Source organism: Streptomyces sp. NPDC057486, from assembly GCF_042802415.1.
GTDB classification, from domain to species: Bacteria; Actinomycetota; Actinomycetes; order Streptomycetales; family Streptomycetaceae; genus Streptomyces; species Streptomyces yanii.
In genome coordinates, this window is record NZ_JBHVEE010000029.1 from 35,320 (window position 1) to 56,521 (window position 21,202).

18 protein-coding genes are annotated in these 21,202 nt (G+C 69.9%); 12 read left to right on the forward strand and 6 right to left on the reverse strand.

From position 1 onward, the window contains the following. Window positions 1-99: 99 nt before the first annotated feature. Both ACFU6I_RS16330 and ACFU6I_RS16335 read left to right on the forward strand, forming a co-directional pair. Window positions 100-1,326 (forward strand): cytochrome P450, encoded by a 1,227-nt coding sequence (locus tag ACFU6I_RS16330; RefSeq protein WP_384366568.1) that lies wholly within the window; start codon window positions 100-102, stop codon window positions 1,324-1,326. 522 nt (window positions 1,327-1,848) lie between these two features. Beyond that, entirely contained in the window at window positions 1,849-2,643 is a 795-nt protein-coding gene (locus ACFU6I_RS16335) for an SDR family NAD(P)-dependent oxidoreductase (protein ID WP_384366452.1), read from the forward strand. Between the two features lie 130 nt (window positions 2,644-2,773). Here ACFU6I_RS16335 and ACFU6I_RS16340 read toward each other — a convergent pair whose 3' ends face one another. The 3 genes from ACFU6I_RS16340 to ACFU6I_RS16350 all read right to left on the reverse strand — a co-directional run bounded on the left by ACFU6I_RS16340 (window position 2,774) and on the right by ACFU6I_RS16350 (window position 4,324). After that, on the reverse strand, window positions 2,774-3,034 hold the full coding sequence (locus ACFU6I_RS16340; protein ID WP_384366455.1) for a hypothetical protein: 261 nt from the start codon (window positions 3,032-3,034) through the stop codon (window positions 2,774-2,776). 199 nt (window positions 3,035-3,233) lie between these two features. Then, window positions 3,234-3,872, reverse strand: a complete 639-nt coding sequence (locus ACFU6I_RS16345; RefSeq protein ID WP_384366458.1) for a DUF1345 domain-containing protein — start codon at window positions 3,870-3,872, stop codon at window positions 3,234-3,236. Then, window positions 3,869-4,324 (reverse strand): encapsulin, encoded by a 456-nt coding sequence (locus ACFU6I_RS16350; protein ID WP_384366461.1) that lies wholly within the window; start codon window positions 4,322-4,324, stop codon window positions 3,869-3,871. The genes ACFU6I_RS16345 and ACFU6I_RS16350 overlap by 4 nt, the downstream gene beginning before the upstream one ends. Window positions 4,325-4,698: 374 nt before the next feature. Here ACFU6I_RS16350 and ACFU6I_RS16355 point away from each other — a divergent pair, with 374 nt between their 5' ends. After that, a complete protein-coding gene (locus ACFU6I_RS16355) occupies window positions 4,699-6,483 on the forward strand; it encodes an FUSC family protein (protein ID WP_384366464.1) in 1,785 nt (594 codons plus the stop codon). Between the two features lie 48 nt (window positions 6,484-6,531). On the opposite strand, the gene ACFU6I_RS16360 is transcribed toward ACFU6I_RS16355, so the two are convergent. After that, window positions 6,532-8,844, reverse strand: coding sequence for an FdhF/YdeP family oxidoreductase (locus ACFU6I_RS16360; protein WP_384366467.1), 2,313 nt, complete (start codon window positions 8,842-8,844; stop codon window positions 6,532-6,534). 300 nt (window positions 8,845-9,144) lie between these two features. Here ACFU6I_RS16360 and ACFU6I_RS16365 point away from each other — a divergent pair, with 300 nt between their 5' ends. The 4 genes from ACFU6I_RS16365 to ACFU6I_RS16380 all read left to right on the forward strand — a co-directional run bounded on the left by ACFU6I_RS16365 (window position 9,145) and on the right by ACFU6I_RS16380 (window position 12,412). Beyond that, a complete protein-coding gene (locus tag ACFU6I_RS16365; RefSeq protein ID WP_384366571.1) occupies window positions 9,145-9,300 on the forward strand; it encodes a GAP family protein in 156 nt (51 codons plus the stop codon). 326 nt (window positions 9,301-9,626) lie between these two features. Further along, window positions 9,627-9,839, forward strand: coding sequence for a ferredoxin (locus ACFU6I_RS16370; protein WP_345511008.1), 213 nt, complete (start codon window positions 9,627-9,629; stop codon window positions 9,837-9,839). After that, a complete protein-coding gene (locus ACFU6I_RS16375; RefSeq protein WP_384366470.1) occupies window positions 9,826-11,196 on the forward strand; it encodes an NAD(P)/FAD-dependent oxidoreductase in 1,371 nt (456 codons plus the stop codon). Before ACFU6I_RS16370 ends, ACFU6I_RS16375 begins: the two co-directional genes overlap by 14 nt. Before the next feature lie 31 nt (window positions 11,197-11,227). After that, window positions 11,228-12,412, forward strand: coding sequence for a cytochrome P450 (locus ACFU6I_RS16380; protein ID WP_384366473.1), 1,185 nt, complete (start codon window positions 11,228-11,230; stop codon window positions 12,410-12,412). A gap of 216 nt (window positions 12,413-12,628) precedes the next feature. On the opposite strand, the gene ACFU6I_RS16385 is transcribed toward ACFU6I_RS16380, so the two are convergent. Next, entirely contained in the window at window positions 12,629-12,916 is a 288-nt protein-coding gene (locus ACFU6I_RS16385) for a hypothetical protein (protein WP_384366476.1), read from the reverse strand. A 335-nt stretch (window positions 12,917-13,251) separates the two neighbouring features. Between ACFU6I_RS16385 and dhaK the strand changes: the two genes are divergently transcribed. The 3 genes from dhaK to ACFU6I_RS16400 are packed head-to-tail and all read left to right on the forward strand — an operon-like array spanning window position 13,252 to window position 15,314. After that, window positions 13,252-14,244: a dihydroxyacetone kinase subunit DhaK gene (gene dhaK / locus ACFU6I_RS16390; protein ID WP_384052254.1), complete on the forward strand. Its 993-nt coding sequence runs from the start codon at window positions 13,252-13,254 to the stop codon at window positions 14,242-14,244. 48 nt (window positions 14,245-14,292) lie between these two features. After that, a complete protein-coding gene (gene dhaL / locus ACFU6I_RS16395; protein WP_345510911.1) occupies window positions 14,293-14,907 on the forward strand; it encodes a dihydroxyacetone kinase subunit DhaL in 615 nt (204 codons plus the stop codon). Then, window positions 14,904-15,314, forward strand: coding sequence for a PTS-dependent dihydroxyacetone kinase phosphotransferase subunit DhaM (locus ACFU6I_RS16400; protein ID WP_384366480.1), 411 nt, complete (start codon window positions 14,904-14,906; stop codon window positions 15,312-15,314). Before dhaL ends, ACFU6I_RS16400 begins: the two co-directional genes overlap by 4 nt. Before the next feature lie 74 nt (window positions 15,315-15,388). Here ACFU6I_RS16400 and ACFU6I_RS16405 read toward each other — a convergent pair whose 3' ends face one another. Continuing rightward, window positions 15,389-18,817, reverse strand: a complete 3,429-nt coding sequence (locus ACFU6I_RS16405; protein ID WP_384366574.1) for a phosphodiester glycosidase family protein — start codon at window positions 18,815-18,817, stop codon at window positions 15,389-15,391. A 222-nt stretch (window positions 18,818-19,039) separates the two neighbouring features. On the opposite strand from ACFU6I_RS16405, the gene ACFU6I_RS16410 reads away from it, so the two are divergent. Beyond that, a complete protein-coding gene (locus tag ACFU6I_RS16410; RefSeq protein WP_384366483.1) occupies window positions 19,040-19,537 on the forward strand; it encodes an NUDIX domain-containing protein in 498 nt (165 codons plus the stop codon). A gap of 316 nt (window positions 19,538-19,853) precedes the next feature. After that, window positions 19,854-21,137: an MFS transporter gene (locus ACFU6I_RS16415; RefSeq protein ID WP_384366486.1), complete on the forward strand. Its 1,284-nt coding sequence runs from the start codon at window positions 19,854-19,856 to the stop codon at window positions 21,135-21,137. Window positions 21,138-21,202 lie beyond the last annotated feature (65 nt).

Below are 21,202 nucleotides of genomic sequence, written 5' to 3' on the forward strand. Positions count from 1 at the left end.
CTGCCCTCGGTGAAATACCGGAATCCATCACGCTGGGACATATACCATCAAAACCTGCAAATCTGCCGTGAAGATTCGCGGATCCTTCTGGGAGGCATGATGAGCCAGCAGCCGGTCCTTCTGCCCTACGCCGACCCGGCCTTCGTGGCAGACCCCTACCCGCTCTACCGACAGCTGCGCGAGGACGGCCCGGTACGGCGCGCCGTCATCGCCGGCGGCCTGGAAGCCTGGCTCGTCACGCGCTACGAGGACGGCATCGCGGCACTCTCCGACCCCCGGTTGAGCAGCGATGTCCGTGACGCGTCGGATCCGAGCCTCCTGCAGCGGCTGCCCGCGACCGAACGCGAGTCCGTACTGCGCAACATGCTCCGCTCCGACCCGCCCGACCACACCCGCCTGCGCCGCCTTGTCTCCAATGCGTTCACAGCGCGCAGGGTGGCCGAGCTGCGGCCTCGTGTCCAGGCCATCACCGACCGACTGCTCGACGCGATCGTGCCGGTCGGCCACGCCGACCTCGTCGAGGACTTCGCGCTGCCGCTTCCGGTCACGGTGATCAGCGAATTGCTCGGGGTGCCCGTGGCCGACCGCCACGACTTCCAGCGGTGGACCGACGACATGATCCTGCAAGGGGCGGAGCCGCCGGACCCGGCCCGGATGGATGCGACATGGCGGCAGATGCACTCGTACCTGATCGGGCTCCTGGAGGCCAAACGAGCCCGGCCGGGGGACGACCTGCTCAGTGCGCTGATCGCCACCCGGGACGAGGAGAACCGGCTGGACGAGGACGAGCTGATCGCCATGGCCTTCCTGCTGCTGGTGGCCGGATACATCACGACCGTCAACCTGATCGGCAGCGGCATCGCCGCGCTGCTCGCCCACCCCGACCAGCTTCAGATGCTGCGGAAGGATCCGGCGCTTCTGCCTGGCGCGATCGAGGAGTTCCTTCGCTACGACGGACCGGTCAGCCCCGGGATCGCCCGGTTCGCGCGCGAGGACGTCTCCATCGCGGGCGTGGCCATCCCGCGCGGCGCGACCGTGCTGATCGCCTCCGCCATCGCCGACCGCGACCCGGCACGGTTCTCCGAACCCGATCGCCTGGACATCACCCGACAGGACAATGCTCACCTCGCGTTCGGGCACGGCATCCACTACTGCCTGGGGGCGCCGCTGGCCCGGCTCGAGGGCCAGATCGCCATCGGAACCGCCCTGCGCCGCCTTCCCCACCTCACCCTGGCCGTGCCGCCCGGCGAGCTGCGGTGGCGGCCGGGCGGGCTGCGCGGACCCGAGCGACTGCCCGTCACCTTCACGTCGGGCAACCCGAACTGAGCAGGCGAAGCGGCCGCCGACGGCACCCCGCTCTACAAGCTCTCGTACAAGGCCGCCAGGGAGGTGCTGAACAAGCTTCAGGCTGAGCCCGTCGACATGCTGCCCGCGCAGATCAGCGAGCGGACCGTGCCCGGCGGCCCGACCGGCCCCCGGATACGCCCCGTATGAGGACGCTCCTCCGCCTTCCGGTGCACCCCATCCGACGCCACGCGCCGATTCACCGGGGATGACGGGACAGCGCTGAGGCAGGACGGCTGCGAGACGATCTGCGCCAAGGGGCGGGCGCGCGCCATCAGCGTGTCCGACGTCCGGCCCGCTCACCTGTAACGCAGGCTGGAGCACAGCGACAGCGTCCCCGACAACCTCAACAAACAGATGCGCGAGAGCCGCTCGACGCTGCCCCGCCACCGCCCCGGGCAGATGTGTTCACCCGTCGCGCTCGTCGGCCCCTGCCATCGAACACCTCGCACCTGCCGACGACGACGGGCTGTGTTCGCACCGACCACGTGTACAGGAGAAACCGTGCTCATCGACCTCACCGGCAAGACCGCACTCGTCACCGGATCCACGCAAGGAATCGGTTTTGCCGTTGCCGCGGGACTGGCCCGTGCCGGCGCTCACGTGGCGGTCAACGGACGCCGCCGACAATCCGTGGAGGAAGCCGTGGAGAAACTGCGGCAGGAGACGGACCGTGACTCCTTCATCGCCGCGCCCGGCGACATCACCACCGACGACGGCGCCCGGCATGTCACCGAGGCGGCCCCGGACGTCGACGTCCTTGTGAACAATCTGGGCATCTTCGGAGCGACCCCTGCCCTGGAGATCAGCGACGAGGCATGGCGCCGGTACTTCGACGTGAATGTCCTGTCCGCCGTCAGGATGATCCGCGCCTACCTCCCCGCCATGAAGGACCGTTCCTGGGGACGGGTCCTCAACATCGCGAGCGACTCGGCCGTGGTCACCCCGGTGGAGATGATCCACTACGGCGTTTCGAAGACTGCTCTGCTCGCTGTCACGCGGGGCTTCGCCAAGGATGCCGCCGGCACCGGGGTCACCGTCAACTCGATCATCGCCGGGCCGACTCACACCGGCGGCGTCGAGGATTTCGTGTACGAACTCGTCGACCGCAGCCTTCCCTGGGACGAAGCGCAGCGGGAGTTCATGGTCAAGCACCGGCCCCAGTCACTGTTGCAGAGGCTGATCGAGCCGGAAGAGATTGCGAACATGGCCGTGTATCTCAGCTCGCACCTCGCCTCCGCCACGACCGGCGGGGCCGTGCGCGCGGACGGTGGATACGTCAACTCCATCCTCCCCTGACAGGTCACGGACGCGAGGAGAACCACAGCTGTACGGCCCCCTCGGCGTGGTGGTGTGCGTCAACATGGCTGAGGCGTCGCTGTGCGGGCCGCGGGGAGGAGAGCTGCCCCGCGGCCGGAGGCGTGGGCAATCACTTCTGGCCAAGCTTGATGCGTTCGGTCAGGTCACCGACCTCGCTGCCGAGTTTCTGCACAGGGGCGGCGAGGGAGGCCAGTGCGGACTCGACATCGACTGCGGCGGCCGTGTACTTGTCCATGCTGGCTGCGTGCTCCAGCCGTGCCCACACGGCGGCTTCGGCCACCAGGGCGTCACGCTGGGGGCTGGCGATCGGGTGCTGGGATGCCTTGGTGAGCAATTCGCGGGCCTGCTGGCCCGGGGCGCTGTCCGTCATGGCCGGAATCCTTTCAGCGGGCCCGGGGCAAAGGGCGGATTTCGGACGGGAAGACTTGGCCGCCGGAGGTCGGCGCCCGTCCGACGAAGCGCGGGCCACCACGGCTCTGCCCGAGGGCCGTCCCGCTATTCCTGGCGGGCGCGCGACGACAGCCACCGCACGCTGCGCGGTCCTGGCGATGACGGGAAAGGCACTGGGATCAGCCCGTGACGATGCCGGCGACGAGGTTGATCGTGGTGGCCAGGATGCTGACGCCGAAGATGTAGGAGAGCAGGCAGTGTCGTAGGACCACCGCACGAATCGTGGAGCTGGAGACATCGGTGTCGGAGACCTGATAGGTCATTCCGAGGTTGTAACTGAAGTAGAGGAAATCGCTGTACGTCGGCGGATCCTTGGAGTTGAAGTCGATCCCTCCGTCGGAGGTCCGGTAATAGAGGTCTGCGTAGCGGGTGGCGTACATCAGGTGCAGGGCCGCCCAGGCCATGAAGACACCGGCGAGCGCGGTCGCGGCTGCGGCGTGGCCGGTGCCGGAGTGACCGAGCAGAAGCAGCATCACGATACCGAGCAGTCCGCACAGAGCGGTCGAGACGACGACGAGTTCCTCGGTGACGGGCCGGAAGTCCTCGCGTCGGACGTTGCGGTGCGTGGCGGCGGCGTCCATGGGCCAGAGCACGACCCAGCCCGCCACGACGAAGACCGTCTCCGCCACGGCGATGGCGGCGAGAATGCCCAGCGGCGGCACCTTCGTCAGCACACCGACGACCAGGCCGACGGCCCCTCCGACGACCGTGGAACCCGTGAGTCGGGGAACCGCAGACTGCGGCAACCAGCGGTTCATGGGAGGTCCGAGGCTTCCTGGACGATCACGGCCCGATCCGTATACGTCAGGTACGTCAGCGTCTCGTGGTCGTACACCCCGACGCTGTGCGCGTCGTGAGCCGTGGCACGCGCGGCGCCCTGCACGGGTTGCCGGTCGACGTCGTGCGAGCCGCGCTCGACGTCGTCCACGACGGTGCTGCCGGCAGTGAACGGCACGCGCAGCTCGACGAGCGGTTTCGCCTCACGCAGCCGCGCCGCAGCGCCAGGGGTGGGTGGAGCGATCTCGGAGACGTGTCCGGTGCCGACGGCAGCGAGCCCTGGTCCGGCCGGGTCGGAGACGTCGAGGACGCAACGGTCCGCCATGCGGCGCCGGAAGGCGTGGCGGGCCCCCTCTTCGATCCGGGCCCGGGCCGCCGACGTGATCAGCGCGATGTGGCGGTGCAGGTCGGTCGTTGCGGCAGGGGTCTTCATGGCGTTCACGCTCCTTTCAGGCTGCCGATGCCCGGGGAGCCGCCGATCCGGGCGGGCCTCGGTGGGCGAGCGGGAAGGCCGCCGAGGAAGTCGGCACTCGGCACGAAGAACAGACAGCCGGTCACGGCCATGGAGAAGCATGCGATTCCCACAGGGCAATGGCGCGCAACACGGGCAAAGAGTACGGAGTGAGGCTATCCGCCCGAGGATCGGTGTGCAGTCCGGGCGCGACGCGCGTGTGATGCCCGCGGACGGGCGGCGAGATTCGGCTTCGGCCGACACAGAGCGTCTGCACGCAGGGAAGCTCCAGAGATCGACAACAGCACGGCCCAATGAGCCGATCCATCACGGAGGGCGGGTGATATACACCGCTTATGCCCCGTTCGCACCCTCCTCTGCCACCCGTGACCGGGCGCGGTTGGCGGCGTTCGGTGGCCGGTGTGACGCGCGTACTCTCCCCGCGCGGGGCACTCGCCCTGCACAGGGTGGACGGGGCTCTGTCCTTCGCCCTGCGCGCGGCGCTTGCCATGGCCGTGCCGGCCGTGCCGATGGCACTGGCCGGACGGTCCGAGCAGGCCGTCTACGCCATGCTCGGCTCCTTCACCACGACGTTCGGCCGCAATCTGCCGTACCCGCACCGTGCTCGTGTTCTCGCGCTCGTCGCGGTGGCCATGACGGCGTGTGTGGGCTGTGGTTCGGCCCTCGCCGCGTGGGCCCATCCACGAGCGGGGGGAGCCGGTGCCGCCCTGGTGGTCGCGGCCATGGCCGCTGTGGCCGGGGTGGCGAAATACGCCTGTGACGCGGCACGTCTGAGCGGGCTGGGCGCGGTGCTGCTGCTCTTCTCGTTCGCCGTGGCGGCCAACGGGTCGCCCGCACCTGACGACGTCCTTCCCCAGACCGCCCTGGCCGCGGCGGGCGCGACCCTGGCCTGGGCCCTGGCCGTATCCGGCTGGTTCGTGCACCCGGACCGGCCGCAACGCCTCGCCGTGGCAGCGGCCCTGCGCGACCTCGCGGAGCTGTTGGAAGCGCTGGGCGAAGGGAACGGAAGCGGGCTCACCCGGCACCGGGCGACCGCCGCCACCCTGCAGGCCTACCGGTCCCTGGGGATCATGCCTCCGACGGCCGCCGAGCGTGGTGAACGAGGCGGGGTGTACGTACGCCTGACCGATCTCTCCTGGTCGCTGCTGATCGGCTCCGCGCGCCGGTCGCCGGACGACCCGGCCGGACTGGCGCACCACCTGCGCCGCCAGGTCCGTCTCCTCGTCAGCCGGCGCCGCCGGGTCCCACCCCTCCTGCCCGAACTGTCCCTCGCGTCCCTGATCGCCCAGGCCAGTACGGTCCCCGGCACAGCGGGAACCAATCAGGATGCGGGCTACCCCACCACCCGGCGCGCCACCGAACTGCGCGCCGCCGAACTGGTGACGGGACAGCGCCCCGGCGGCGCCGGCCACGTGTCGGTGCTGCTCGTTCCCGCCCTGCGGATCGTCCTCGGCACCGGGCTCGCGGGCGGGCTGGCCCTTCTTCTGGGCCTGGGCCACGGCTACTGGGCGGCGATCTCCGCCGCCGCGGTGCTGCACTCGATCAACGTCCGCACGGCCGCCCAGCGTGCCGTCCAGCGCACCCTGGGCACGGTCGCCGGGCTGTTCATCGCCCTCGGGGTGCTCGCCGTGCGCCCCGATCCCGTGGTTCTCGTCCTCGTGATCGTGCTCCTGGAATTCCTGCTGGAGTACGTCGTCGCGCGCAACTACGGTCTGGGCGTCGTCTTCCTCACGCCGCTGGCGCTGCTCATGACCGACCTGGCCGCGCCGGCACCTGCCGGCACACTCGTGCAGGACCGGGCGCTGAGCAGTCTTCTGGGGATCGTCGTCGGACTGGCCTGCGGGCTTCTGGTGGTCCACGGTCATGCCGCGGTCCGGGCGGAACGTGCCCTCGGCGCGTGCACTGAGGCCGCCGAGCACGCGGAGCGTGCGCTGGCAGAACGCGCGGAGCCGTCCTTCCCGGTCGTCCAGACGCATCTGGCGGCAGCCGTGGTGGAGTTGCGCGAGGCCGACGACGCCGCGGCGGGTGAGCTGTGGCAGGCGGAGATCGATCCCACCGAGCTCGCCGCCGCGGAACAGCGTGCCTACCTGCTCCTGGAGCGGCTCCTCCGGTGGCGGTGACGCCACCGGACGCATCAGCCGGATCTCCGCCGGCCCGCGTTCCCTCGCTCAGGTGGCGGGGGTGATGGTGACCTTGACGTGCTTCATGATCGGCTGGTCGCTCTGGGTGCTGTAGTCGCACACCGCGACCAGGACGTTCATCTCGGGCATGTATCCGGCCGCGCAGCCGCGGGGGATGTCGTACGGGATCGCCAGGAAGCCGTTGAGGTAGCGGTTGCTGCCGTCCTTGGCGGTACTGGTGATGTCGACGGGTTCGAACTCCGAAATCCCGCGTTCGCGCATGTCGTCCTGGTTCATGAAGACGAGCGTGCGCAGGTTCTTGATGCCGCGGTAGCGGTCGTTGTCGGAGTAGATGGTGGTGTTCCACTGGTCGTGTGAGCGCATGGTGCCCAGCGCCAGGGTGCCGGGGGCCGGGACCACGTCGGGCAGGACGGCGGTGGAGAACTCCGCGCGTCCGGACGGGGTGAGGAAGACCAGTTCGCGGGCGGGCTGCTTGATGCGGAAGCCGAGCGGCAGGCGCACGCGGCGGTTGAAGTCCTCGAAGCCGTCGAGTACCTGGGCCATGGTGTCGCGGATGCGGTCGTAGTCCTCGATGTACGACTCCCAGGGGGTGGTGCTGTCCGGCAGGGCGGCGCGGGCCATGCCGGCGACGATGGCGGGCTCGGAGAGCAGGTGCGGAGAGGCAGGGCGCTTCATGCCGACGGACAGGTGCACCATGCTCATCGAGTCCTCGACGGACGTGCTCTGGATGCCCTTGCGCTGTTGGTCCTTCTCGGTGCGTCCGAGGCACGGCAGGATCAGGGCCCGGCGGCCGTGGACGAGGTGGCTGCGGTTCAGCTTGGTGCTCACCTGGACGGTGAGGTCGCAGTTGCGCAGTGCCTCGTATGTGTACGGGGTGTCGGGCGCCGCGAGAGCGAAGTTGCCGCCCATGCCGACAAATACCTTCACGTCGCCACGGTGCATCGCCTTGATGGTGCCGACGGTGTCCAGACCGTGCTCACGGGGCGGCTGAATGTCGCAGGCCTCTGCGAGCCGGTCCAGGAACTCGTCGGTGGGGCGGTGGTCGATACCGCAGGTGCGGTTGCCCTGGACGTTGCTGTGCCCGCGGACGGGCGAGGGTCCGGCTCCTTCGCGTCCCAGATTGCCACGCAGCAGAAGCAGGTTGACGATCTCCCGGACGGTGTCGACACCGTGCTCATGCTGGCTGACGCCCAGGCACCAGCTGACGATGCTGCGGTCGGCGTCGCGGTACACGCGCGCCACCTTGAGAATGTCGTCGCGGCCGAGCCCGGACTGCCTCTCGATCTCCTCCCACGGCGTGGCCTCGCACAGGGCCCGGTACTCGTCGAAGCCGGAGGTGTGGCGGTCGATGAACTCCCGGTCCAGGGCCTTTGGGTCGGTGGCGGACTGCTCCAGGATCGCCTTGGCCATGCCGCGCATGAGCGCCATGTCGCCGCCGATGCGCGGCTGCAGGTTCAGGGTGCTGGTCCGGGTCGAGCGGAAGGTGGCCATGTCCGTGAAGTCGTGCGGGATGATGGTGCGTGTGGCGGCCGCCTCGACCAGCGGGTTGATGTGCACGACCTGGGCGCCGCGGTGGTACGCCTCGGCGAGGGCGGTGAGCATCCGGGGCGCGTTGGAGGCCGCGTTGACTCCCAGAATGAACAGCGCGTCGGTGGCCTCCCAGTCCTTGAGGTCGACGGTCCCCTTACCGGTTCCCAGCGATGCCTGAAGGGCGCGGCCGCTTGCCTCGTGGCACATGTTGGAACAGTCCGGCAGATTGTTCGTGCCCAGCTCACGGGCCATCAACTGGTAGAGGAAGGTGGCCTCGTTGCCCAGCCGGCCGGAGGTGTAGTACGCGGCCTGGTGAGGGGAGTCCAGCTCTCGCAAGGTGCGGCCGACCAGCTCGAACGCGTCCTTCCAGCTGATCGGGACGTAGTGGTCCGTCTCGGGGTCATAGACCATCGGCTCGGTCAACCGGCCCTGGTTCTCCAGGTCGTAGTCCCTCCACCCGGACAGTTCGGTCACCGAGTGGGCGGCGAAGAACTCGCGGCCGACCCGCCTGCGCGTCATCTCCCACGTGACGTGCTTGATCCCGTTCTCGCAGATGTCGAGATGCAGACCCTTGGTGTCGTCCGGCCAGGCACATCCAGGGCAGTCGAAGCCGGTGTTCTCGTGGTTCATCCGCATGATCGCCCGCGGGCCGTCCATCAGTGCGCCCTCACGCATCAAGAATCGGGACACGCTCTTGGCGGCACCCCAGCCGGCAGCGGGGTGGTGATAGGGGTGAAAGTGCGGATCGCCCTCGGGAACGGGACCGACTCGGGGCTCAGTCGACTCCTGTTCGTTCTGCGAGGTGCTCAAGGCTCTCACCAGACTTTCTACAGACGGACGCGATCAGATCCTTCGGCATCTTCAGCAACGCTAGGCCCGCTGATCGCACCCCGCCAATTCTGGCCGTGCACGGAATGAAGAAGGGCCCGACCGAGCCCGCCGCCACCGCCGGGAGGCCTTTCGAGGTTTCCGGCGATCCGTAGAAAATTCACCTATTGGGGAGCCGTGGCTGCTATGAAGATGAACACCGGCGAACAACCAAGGGCATGAGGCACCCCCGGTGCACTCGCCATCTTCGTATTCATCGCCTCACTCGGAGTCCTTGCGCCGCTGGCCGTCTACTTGTTCATGGGAGAGCGCGCCAGAAGCATTCTCGCCGCCTGGCGAAACTGGGCCGCCCAGCACAATGCCGCTGTCATGGCCGCCCTCTTCTTCGTCCTCGGCCTCAAGCTGCTCGGTGACGGCATCAGCGCCCTTGCCACCTGAGTGCGGCCCTTCTCCGTCCGCTCCTTCCGGTGCGTTCCAGCCCGCACCCGCGCCGGAAACCGGGACGAAGCCCGTCTGCTCTTCGACAAGTTGCTCACCTCCACGCGCCGTCTCGGCCTGCACGCCGGGAAGACCAGCCACAACGCAGAACAACCAGGGCGTGTGTCGGAAGTCCCGCCTGCGTCTCACCACCGTCAGGCGCGACCTCGACTGGGCCATGGGCTGACGGCCGGCCCGACAGTTCCCCTGAGCGGTCGCCGTGCAAGCGTGCAGTGCTCGGCTCATGCTGGAAGAAAGGGAGTGTGGCGACAGAGGAAGTGGTGGGGATGCGAATCGTTGTGGACCTCACACGCTGCCAGGGCTACGCACAGTGCGTGTTCCTCGCACCCAAGGTGTTCGAGCTGCACGGCTCGGAAGGTTTGCTGTATGCCACAGCCGTCCCGGACGACCAGGCCGAGCGCGTGGTCCAGGCTGCGGCGGCTTGTCCTGTCCAGGCCATCCTCGTCGGTGAGGAGGTGAACCCAGATGGCCGCCAGTGATCTTCGGGGCGGCCGCATCGTCATCGTCGGCGCGTCGCTGGCTGGGCTGAGGGCCGCGGAGACGCTGCGCGAGGAGGGTTTCACCGGCTCCATCACGGTGGTCGGGGACGAGCCCCATGTTCCCTACGACCGGCCGCCGCTGTCCAAGCAGGTACTGCTCGGCCAGGCGACGGCGGACACCACCGAGCTGCCGATGCGCCGGGACCCGGACGCCGACTGGCGGCTGGGAGTGGCCGCCACCGGTCTTGACCCTACGGAGAAGAGGGTGCTGCTGGCCGACGGGGAGTCGCTGCCGTACGACCGGCTACTGATCACCACCGGGACCCGGGCGCGGCCCTGGCCCAACCCGGCAGAGAACGCCCTGGACGGGGTGTTCACCCTGCGTACGAGTGAGGACGCCGCAGGGCTGGCCGAGCGACTGGACGCCGGGCCGGGGCGGGTGATGGTGATCGGCGCCGGCTTCACCGGCTCGGAGATCGCCTCGGCCTGCCGCGAACGCGGACTGGACGTCACCGTCGCCGAACGCGGCCCCGCACCCCTGGTGGGCGCGCTCGGCGGCACCCTGTCGAAGCTTGCGGCCGTCATGCAGCGCAACCACGGCGTCGATCTGCGCTGCGGGGTCACCGTCACCGCCCTGCGCGGGAACGGCAGCTTCACGGGCGCGGACCTGTCCGACGGCACGCGTGTCGACGCGGACGTGTGCGTCGTGGCACTGGGGGGCGTCCGCAACGTCGAGTGGCTGGCGGAGTCCGGGCTGGCGGCGGGCCCTCGCGGTATCGCCTGTGACGCCGGGTGCCGCGCCTTCAACATGTACGGCATCGTCACCGACGACATCTTCGTGGCCGGCGATGTCTCCCGCTTCCCCCACCCGCTCTTCGGCTATCAGATGCTCTCCCTGGAGCACTGGGGCAACGCGGTCGAACAAGCCGATGTGGCAGCCCACAACATGATCAATCCGGGGCCCAAGCAGCGCCCGCACCTGGCCATCCCGGTGTTCTGGTCGACCCAGTTCGGGCTCAACATCAAGTCCGTGGGCGTGCCGACCTACTCCGACCACGTGGTCATCGCCCAAGGATCTCTGGAGGCGCGCCGCCTGGCGATGGTCTACGGCTACCAGGGGCGGGTCACCGCCGCGGTCACCGTCGACATGGCCAAGTCGCTCGACTACTACCGACACCTGATCGAGACCGCGGCCCCGTTCCCGCCCCCGCCCGGCGCGCTGGACCGTGCCATCGCGGCCGACGTCCCGATTCCGTCCGACGTACCGGATCCGAAGGGGCTGTCCCACGGCCCCACCGTGGCGCTCACCGGATACCTGCCCGACCGCCGACTGACCGTGGTGCAGCCCACGCGCTGACCCACGCCCCGTCCCACGACGAGGAGCCACTATGGACTCCGAGACCCTGCTGGCACGGATCACCGACTACGCCAGCCGCCCCGACCCCTACCCGCTGTACGCGGAACTCCGCGCGACCGGTCCCGTGGTCCGGCAGGCGGACGACAGCTACCTGATCGGCGCTTACCACGAGATCGCCGCACTGCTGCACGACCCACGGATGAGTGTCGACCCCCGCACCCGTGGCGACGTGGACCACAAGCCGCCGTTCCTCCGGCTCGACGACCCGGAGCACGACAGGCTGCGCACCCTGGCCATGCGGCCCTTCGGACCACCGCACACCCCGGGCCGGGTCGACGCCATGCGCGGCGAGATCGAACAGATCATCAAGGAACTGCTGGCATCCTTCGAGGCCGGCCGGCAGATCGACATCGTCGACGACTTCGCCTACCCGCTGCCCGTCACGGTGATCTGCCGTCTGCTCGGCGTCCCCCGCGAGGACGAACCGCTGTTCGCGGCCTGGTCCGACGCTCTGGTCATAGCCGCCGACGTCCGGCCCGGCCAGGACACCACCGATGCGGACAAGGCCGGCGACCAGGCACGGATCGAGATGGGCGGATACCTGGTCAAGCTCGCCGAACAGCGTCGTGGCCACCCGACCGACGACATGCTCTCCGCCTTCGTCAACGAGCCGGACCCGGCCCTGCGGCTCACCCAGGAGGAACTCGCAGTAACCGCCGTACTGCTCTTCATCGCCGGCCATGAGACCACCGTCAACCTGATCACCAACGGGGTGCTCACCCTGCTGCGTCAGCCCGAGCACCTGGACCATCTGCGCAACGACCCCGACCTGCTGCCGCGAGCAGTGGAGGAACTCCTGCGCTACGAACCCCCCCTCCAGATGCGCGAGCGCATCCCCAACGCCGACATCGACGTCGCAGGCATCACGATCCCCGAAGGCGCATCCGTCGTCCTCGCGCTGGCCTCGGGCAACCGCGACCCCATGCGGTTCCACGAGCCCGACCGGTTCGACCCCACCCGCCCGGACAACCAGCACCTCGGCTTCGGCAGCGGTATTCACCTGTGCTACGGCGGTCCCCTGGCCCGTCGAGAGGCCCAGGCCGCGCTCGGCGCGCTGATCCCCCACCTGGGCACGGCGCGCCTGGTCGAGGACCCGCCCCCCTACCGGCAGAGCGCCATGCTCCGCGGTCCCCGCCACCTTCCCGTTCAGCTCTGAGTCCGGCCCATGCCCTTCGCGCGCATCCGCAGGGGCCGGACCCGAGGTCGGGTGCCGCCCCGGTAGCGGTACAGGTCGACGCCGGGCTGAGGACCACCCGGCAAGATGCCCGCAAGAAGCGGCCCGATGCCGGGTGTTCGACCGCGCTCTGCGACTCGCCGAGGCGAAAGGACGGCCGTCCGCGGCCGGACGCCGGCACACCCAACGGGACGCCGTCTACAGCAGGGCGACCGCCGACGTGACGAACACGACAGCGACGAGGGTGACGAGCGCCAGCCGGCGCAGTGTGGTGTGCGCGCCGTCGGGGACGGTCAGCGGGACAGGGACGAGGTAGGCACACCGAGCCATGCCCCAGGCCGCGATGGCCGACGGGACCCCGCCTGCCGTCGAGACCCGGGCCCTTGCTCCGGAGGGGCGTGTCAGCAGCCACGCGGTGGCGAGCGTGGCCGACGCCGCCGCAATCACGGAGACGAGACCGACGCCGTGGGCGAGCCCGTGCCACACATGTCAGCGGCGAGGAGACGGCGAAGCCCGCTCGGTGGAGGCGCCGGCCGGCCGCCGGACGGGCTTGCGGGTTTCGCCCGGACACGTCGCGACACGTGACGATCACCTTCGCAAGGTCAATACTGTGAAGGGCAAGGCCGCGTCATCGCGAGGAGCAGGTCCCCCGCCGCCGTCGCACGAGTTGCACCTGACGACTCGTCAGCAAAGTCGGCAAGAGGTCGGCTTCAGTCCCGCCGGACCCCGCTTCCAACCGCCGAGATCGACCCCCTGCACTCACTCCCACTTGCGAGGACGGGGGCCGGAGAACTGCTTGCCGAACCGACCAGGAGATGCCCATGAGGATGCTGATCAACGTCCCCGAGACCGTCGTGGCGGACGCCCTGCGCGGCATCGCCGCCGCCCATCCCGAGCTGACCGTGGATGTGGACAACCGTGTCGTCGTACGGCGCGACGCACCCGTCGCCGGAAAGGTGGGGCTCGTCTCCGGGGGCGGGTCCGGGCACGAGCCGTTGCACGCCGGGTTCGTCGGGCCCGGGATGCTGTCCGCCGCCTGTCCCGGGGAGGTGTTCACGTCGCCCGTTCCGGACCAGATGGTGCGCGCCGCAGCCGCCGTCGACAGTGGCGCGGGGGTGCTGTTCGTCGTCAAGAACTACACCGGCGATGTGCTGAACTTCGAGATGGCCGCCGAGCTCGCCGAGGACGAGGGTGTGCAGATCGCGAAGGTGCTCGTCAACGACGACGTGGCCGTGACGGACAGTCTGTTCACGGCCGGGCGGCGTGGCACGGGGGCGACCCTGTTCGTCGAGAAGATCGCCGGGGCGGCGGCCGAGGAGGGTGCGCCGCTGGAGCGGGTGGAGGCCATCGGCCGACGGGTGAACGAGGAGTCGCGGAGTTTCGGGGTGGCGCTGAGCTCCGTCACCACCCCGGCCAAGGGCTCCCCCACTTTCGATCTGCCGCCGGGCGAGCTCGAACTGGGCATCGGCATCCACGGCGAGCCGGGGCGTGAGCGGCGTCCGATGATGACGTCGGGGGAGATCGCGGACTTCGCAGTGGACGCGATTCTGGAGGATCTGCAGCCGGACAATCCGGTGCTCCTGCTGGTCAACGGTATGGGGGCGACGCCGTTGCTGGAGCTGTACGGGTTCAATGCCGAGGTGCAGCGGGTGCTGTCCGAGCGGCATGTCGTCGTGGCTCGTACGCTCGTGGGGAACTATGTGACCTCGCTCGACATGGCGGGCTGTTCGGTGACGCTCTGCCAGGTGGACGAGGAGCTGCTGCGGCTCTGGGACGCGCCGGTCGAGACGCCCGCGCTCCGCTGGGGCCGTTGAGCAGCGGCCGTGCGCCCATGACGTTGTTCCAGGGACAAGGAGATCCATGTGCTCGACGTTGACTTCTTCCGCCGGTGGATGGCCGCCGCCGCGGCCGCTGTGGACCGTGAGGCGGACCGCCTCACCGAGCTCGACTCCGCGATCGGGGACGCCGATCACGGCAGCAATATGCAGCGTGGATTCGCCGCGGTGACCGCGGTGCTGGAGAAGGAGGATCCGCGAACCCCGGGGGCCGTACTGATGCTTGCGGGGCGACAGTTGATCTCGACGGTCGGCGGGGCGTCGGGGCCGTTGTACGGGACGCTGCTGCGGCGTACGGGGAAGGCGCTGGGCGATGCGCCCGCCGTGACGGATCAGCAGCTGGCCGAGGCGTTCGCCGCGGGTGTCGCCGCCGTGGGACAGCTGGGCGGTGCGCAGGCCGGGGACAAGACGATGCTCGACGCGCTGCTGCCGGGCGTGGAAGCGCTCGGTACGTCGTACGCCGCTGCCCGGGAGGCGGCCGAGGCGGGTGCGACCGCGACCGTGCCGATGCAGGCGCGCAAGGGCAGGGCCAGCTATCTGGGTGAGCGGAGCATCGGGCATCAGGATCCGGGTGCGACGTCGTCCGCGCTGCTGATCGCCACGCTGGCGGAGTCGTACGAACGCGGTGGAGGCGGCTCGTGAGCGAGCAGAAGCAGGTGGGAATCGTGCTGGTGTCGCACAGCGGACCGGTGGCCGAGGCGGTGGCCGAGTTGGCCAAGGGGCTGGCAGCCGGTGGTGCGACGGCACCCGTGGCCGCGGCCGGCGGTACGTCGTCGGGTGGGCTGGGCACCAGTGCGGAGCTCATCGCCGAGGCGGCCAGGAAGGTCGACGGCGGCGTGGGCATCGCGGTGCTGGTCGACCTGGGCAGTGCGGTGCTCACGGTCAAGGCGATGCTGGCCGAGGGAGACGAACTTCCGGACGGGGCACGGCTGGTGGACGCGCCGTTCGTCGAGGGCGCGGTCGCGGCACTGGTCACGGCGTCGGCGGGCGGTGGTCTTGCCGCGGTCGAGGCCGCGGCGACCGAGGCGTACGGCTACCGCAAGTTGTGAGGGACCGGAAGTACGGGATCCCGCACCCGGTCGTGGAACCGGGTGCGGGACCGCCGCGCGGTGCGCGTGTTGCGTCAGGCTGCCGAGGCGGTGGAGGCCGCGGCGACCCGGATCCGGGTCACCTGCGTCGTGCCGTTGACCGTCACCGCGAGCGTGATCGTGCCCGGCCGAAGCGCCGTGAGGGTGCCGGTGGACGGGTCGAAGACCGCTGTGTGCCGGTGGCGGGCGCCGCCCCGGTCGCCGATGTGGACGTCCGGTGACCCGGTCCAGTCGGCGGCCATCGGGAACGCGACCGGGACACTGCGGGCGCCCTGGGTGACGGACGCCGTGATCTTGGCGGTGTGTCCCGCGCCGAGCACGGACGGGGCGTCCAAGGTCAGCGCGTCGACATGCGCCCGGGTCTGTACCGAGATCCAGTCGGGCTCGCCCTGCCACGGCTTCTCCCGCGCGGCGGCCTGTTCGCCGGGCGAGACGTGGTCCGCGCCGACGAGGGACCAGCCGGTGAAGCCTCCCTCGTCCGCCGGTCCGGCCGGTGCCTTCCCTGAGTTGCCGTTGATCAGGTACGGCACGCCGTCGACGTGCGAGGCGTGGAAGACCCCGACGTGGCTGCCGATGAATGCGGCGCCCTTGCCCGTCGTACGGCGGAAGTCGGCGAGCCACTGTTCCACCAGGGCCGCCTCCTTGCGGTCCCCGAGCTGGCTGCCCTTCTGAACCGTCGGGTCGCGCGGCGGAACGTGCTCGATCAGCATCACCGATTGGACGTCAGGGTCCTTCGCAGCCGCATCGAGCTGGGCACGCACCTCCTTGATCTGGGCGAAGCCCCCGCCGCGCAGGGTGAGGCTGGAGGTGTCGAGCGTGATGATGCGGGTGCCCTTGTGGTCGAACGTCCGCTGGGCGGGACCGAATTGGGTGATGAAGTTGGCGATCTTCCCGCCCATCACTTCGTGGTTGCCGGGCACGTAGTACCAGGGAAGGGAGTCGCCGAGTTCCTCGGTCAGGATCTGGCGTGCGAAGGCGAGGTCCGCCGGTGATCCCTCGTCGACGAGGTCGCCGTTGATGACCAGGAAGTCGGGCCGTGCCGCTTTGATCTCGCGCAAGGTCCGCCGCGCCTGGGTGACGATGGCGCTGTCGGGGTCGCGGGCGACGAACTGGGCGTCCGACATCACCGCGAACTGCCAGTCCCGGGCTTCGGTGACCGCGGCCGGATCGATCAACGGATCAATGGTCACGGCCTGTTCGGGCAGGTCGACGGTGGGCGGCACCTGGGCGGTGAGGTCGTCGATGACGATCTCACCCGTGTACTGCTGGGCGGCCGCCGTCTCGGCGAGGTAGAAGCGGTACACGCTGAGCGGCATGGCCGCGCCCGTCGGCACGGCGAAGGTGACCTGCCGCCAGCCGGTCCAGGTGACGTACGGTCCGCGGAGCAACTGGTCGGAACCCGCGGCGTCCTTGAGGTGCAGCGTCGGCCAGGCGCCCTTGCCGTCGCCCTTGATCCAGAGCTTGAACGACTGGGGCTGTCCCGGCACGGTGACCGGCTGGGGCGGGGCGGCGTACGCGGCGCGCGTCGCGGTCGACTGGGTGAAGTCGTACGTGAGTCGAAGTCCCGTGCCGGTGTGGCCGTCGGGGGTGGCGGAGAGGGATCCGCTCGCCCGGGCCTGGCTGAACTTCCAGGACCCTGCGTCGTCGAAGTCGGAGACCGCCTGCTCGGCGAGGCCGACGCTGACGGCGAGGACAGTGGTGGCGCCCGCGACGGTCGCCCTGATCTGTCCGGCGCCGGCGCCGGTGCGTGAGGTGACGGTGAAGTTGCCCTTGCCGTCATCACGGACGTCGAAGAGCGCGTGGTCGTATTCGAGGGTGACGTCGCGGGGTTCGACGGGGGCGCTGGTGCCGTGCGCGTCGAGTCCGACGATGCCGAACGTACCGGTCGCTTCGGCGTTCGCGAGCCCCACACGCTGTGTGGTCGGCTGGATCCGGGTCAGCTTGTCGAGGACGGTCAGCACGGTGCTGCCGCGGGCGGATCCCAGTTCGGCGCGCGCCTGTGTGGTGCCGCTCCGGCGTGCCGTGAAGAGCCCGTTGCCGTCGACCGTACCGACGTTGTTGCGGGCGGTGTGCCAGTGCGGGATGCCGGTGGCCGGGCCGTACGTCTCGTCATATCCGGTCGCGGTGAGGCTACGGGTGAGTCCGGGGAAGACCCGCTCGGGGTGGCCGCCCTTGACGGGGTCGACGCCCGGTGCGGTACCGGCCGGGGTGCGGGGCGCCACCCAGAAGCCCTTGAGGCGCCCGCTGCCGTCGGGGGCGGTGAGGGCGAGGCCGTTGGGGACGGTGCGCTCGGTGCCGTCGGACGGGCTGTTCTCCACCTGCAGCGCGTCGCTGCCGGGCACACGCGCGACGAGGGTCGAGGAACCGCCGCCGTCCAGGTTGAGTGCGCTGTACGAGCCTGCTCGTCGCATCATCCGGCCGAGTTCGGTGAGTGTGACGCCACCGCTGTCGGCCTGCCGGCCGTCGATGGTGAGGATCTGCATCGTGCTGCCGTCCTGGGAGAAGCCGACGGCGGTGCGCGGGGCGGCGGTGTTGTTGCCCTCTCCGTCGTGGTTCTGCGCGACCCCGTCGACGACGAGGAGCTCCCGACCGCCGACGGCGGTGCGGGGTACCTCTCCGCTGTCGGTGCGTGCCCGGTAGGTCAGCGACACGGGGTCGCCCGGCCGGAGCGACGTGAGTGCGGCGGCTCCGGCCTCGCGTCCGACGAGGACCGTGGTGTCGTCGGGGACGGCGCCGGAGCCGGTGGTGTCCGACACGGAGACGACCTTGCCGTCGCGTACGACCGCTTCGGCGACGGGTGTCGCCTTGTCGACAGTGAGTGCACGGTCGGCGGTTCCCCAGGCCGGGGTGTAGGCACCCACTCCCCCACTCGGCACATTGGCGGCGTTGTAGGCGTTGAGCGGCCGCTGTCCGGAGGGCAGGGTGAGTGTGCCCTCGAAGTACAGGTTCAGGATGCGGCCCGCGCTTCCGGGACCGATGCCGACCGCCCGGTTGACTCCGGGGGCGGGTGACTGGACGGGCACGCCGTCCTTGATTCCGACGCCTTCGGGCGCACCGGTCTGGTTGATGTCGAAGAAGTCGGCGTTGATCGCCGCGACGGTCCGGCGGCCGGGGCCCGCGTCGTGTCCGGCGGCGAGCTGCGAGACCGTGCGCCGGTCGGAGACCTTGCCGGTGGAGAGGTAGTCGGCCTGTACGCCACTGCCGTCGAGGTCGACGGAGAGGGCGTCCACACGCAGCCACTTGTCGGACTCGAGCCGGTCGTACGAGCTGAGGCGGACTCCGGGGGCGATCGGGCGCGAGGCGCGGGCCGTCTCGATGCCGTCGCCGTCCACGACGGACCGGGAGTCGCCTGCCGCACGGCTCGCTGCCGGCGGGGCGACGGGTCTGAGGACTTCGGCGGAGTTACGGGGACGGGGGTCGGGGGTCGAATCGGCGACGGCAGGGGCAATGGCTCCCACCGTCATCGCGGACACCGTCGCGAGGAGCACGAGCGGACGCGTTGCTTTGCCGACTATGCCAGGGCCCACAAATCCTCCTGGAATGGCGATGGTTGCACGGGCAGTAAGCGCTGTCGGCGGACAGCATGGCCGCGCACACCGCCACGCACCAGGGGGCCTCGGGAACCTCGGGGGAAACAGGGTGCGGCAAGTCGATGACACCCGTGATCATTGGGAAGACTTGACGACATGTCGTCTCAGAAGCACAGTGCGGGTCTTCTCCTGTTCCGGTCGACGGACGGGGGCGCCGGGTTCGAGGTGTTCCTCGGGCACATGGGCGGCCCCTTCTGGGCGCGCCGCGAGGCTGCCTCGTGGTCCGTCCCCAAGGGTGAGTACGGGCCCGGAGAGGAACCCGAGGCCGCTGCCCGCCGTGAGTTCGAGGAGGAGTTCGGCCATCCGGCGCCGGACGGGGAGTGGGTGCCGCTCGGCGAGTCCCGCCAGGCCGGAGGCAAGACGGTGGTGGTGTGGGCTCTCGAGGGTGATGCCGATCCGGCCCGGGCCGAGCCCGGGACGTTCACCATGGAGTGGCCCCGGGGGTCGGGCGTGCAGCGGGAGTTCCCGGAGATCGACCGGTTCGCCTGGTGCACACCGCAGGAGGCGGCGGAACGTCTCGTCACGGGCCAACGAGTCTTCATCGACCGGCTGCGGGACCATGTGCGTGGCGGGCAGGCGCCGGACGGGCCCTGAGCCGCTGCGCATGGGCCGCCCCGGTCGCGGAACGGCGATACGGAAACACCGGCGCCGAAAGGGCGTTGGGCCTCGCAGGTCACTTCCGTCGATCACCGGCCGCGGAGGCGGGCAGTGCACGCCTCGCGCTCTGTCCCATGTCGGCGATCGAGGATCCGCCGTTCAACGGGGGAAGGTCCCGGCTGCGGCCCGGCACAGCCCTCGACCGAAGTGGCGAGAAAGCACAGCCGCACACCACCTCACACCCTCACAGAACAACGTGTTGACCTGCAGAAATCGGGTGTGCGTCGCACAAGTCCCCCCTACGCTCCTCGATATGTCTGAATCCGCCGCCAACGGCCCTTCATCGGAAGGGTCACGCCCGCTGTGGCGTGACCGCAACTTCGGCATCTTCTGGGCGGCGCAGACCCTCTCGGTCGTCGGGGACTCCTTCGCCCTGATTGCACTACCGCTGTTGGTGCTGCACGCGACGGGATCCGTGGCGCAGATGGGCCTGCTCACCGCCGTGGCCGGCGCGGCCTCGCTCCTCGCAGGGGTTTTCGCCGGGGTCGTGGTGGACCGGATGGACCGCAGGAAGCTGCTGATCGCCTGCGATGTCGTCCGCATGGCGCTGTACGCGCTGATTCCGCTGGTATGGACGTTGGGCCCGCAGACCTGGCTGCTCTACGTACTGCTGCCTCTGGGTGAGGCTGTCGGGATGTTGTTCTCCGTCACGTACGTCACCGTCGTCCGGAGCCTGGTGGGTGGCCGGAGGATCACGGAGGCCAACGGAAGGCTCAATGCGACGGCCGCGGCGGCCGGGGTGATCGGCCCGCTGTGCGCAGGCGTGGTGGCGGGCTGGTTCGGCCCGGCGGCGGCTGTCGGCGTGGATGCGGCGAGCTTTGGTGTGTCGGCAGCATGCGTGAGCTTCGTACGGTTCCCGGGCGGCACGCGCGCGGCTCGGACCAGCGCGGCGCCGGAGGCAGGAGCGGCTCGGCCGAGGCTGTGGGACGACCTGCTGGCCGGGGTGACCTTCCTGCGCCGACACCCCGTGCTGCGAGCCCTGACCCTCCTGCTGACCTTCTTCAGTTTCCTGACTCTCGGCCTGAACGACCTGCTCATCTACCACCTCGAGCACGACCTCGGCCAGAGCGACAGCGCGGTCGGAACCGTCTTCGCAGCCGGAGCGATGGGCACGATCACCGGAGCCCTCCTCGTGGCCCCGGTCCGCCGCAGGCTCGGCTTCGGCGCAACATGGATCGGCACCGTTGCAGTCTGCGGACTCGCCGTGGCGGGAATCGGCCGGGCCGACAGCGTGGCAGGTACTGCCGTCTTGACCGCAACGTTCCTGGGCTGCACCAGCATGGCGGGCACGTGCTCGATGTCCCTACGCCAGGAAGTGACGCCTGAGCACTTGCTGGGGCGGGTGACCTCGGCGTTCTGGACCGTCCATTATTCGGCAGCCCCGGTCGGCGCGGCCGTTCTCACCTGGGCCGCACAGCGCCATGGAACGGCACCGGTGGGTCTGGCCGCCGGTGTCTGCTGCCTGCTCATCGCGGCAGTGGCTCTGCTTTCCCCGGTCCGCCGACCCCGTCCGGAGGGTTCGCCCGGCCACCCCTGACCGGCATCGCGCATGGCCTGGAGCACCTCGGATGACGTACGCGTACGGCCGGACGTCCAGGGTTC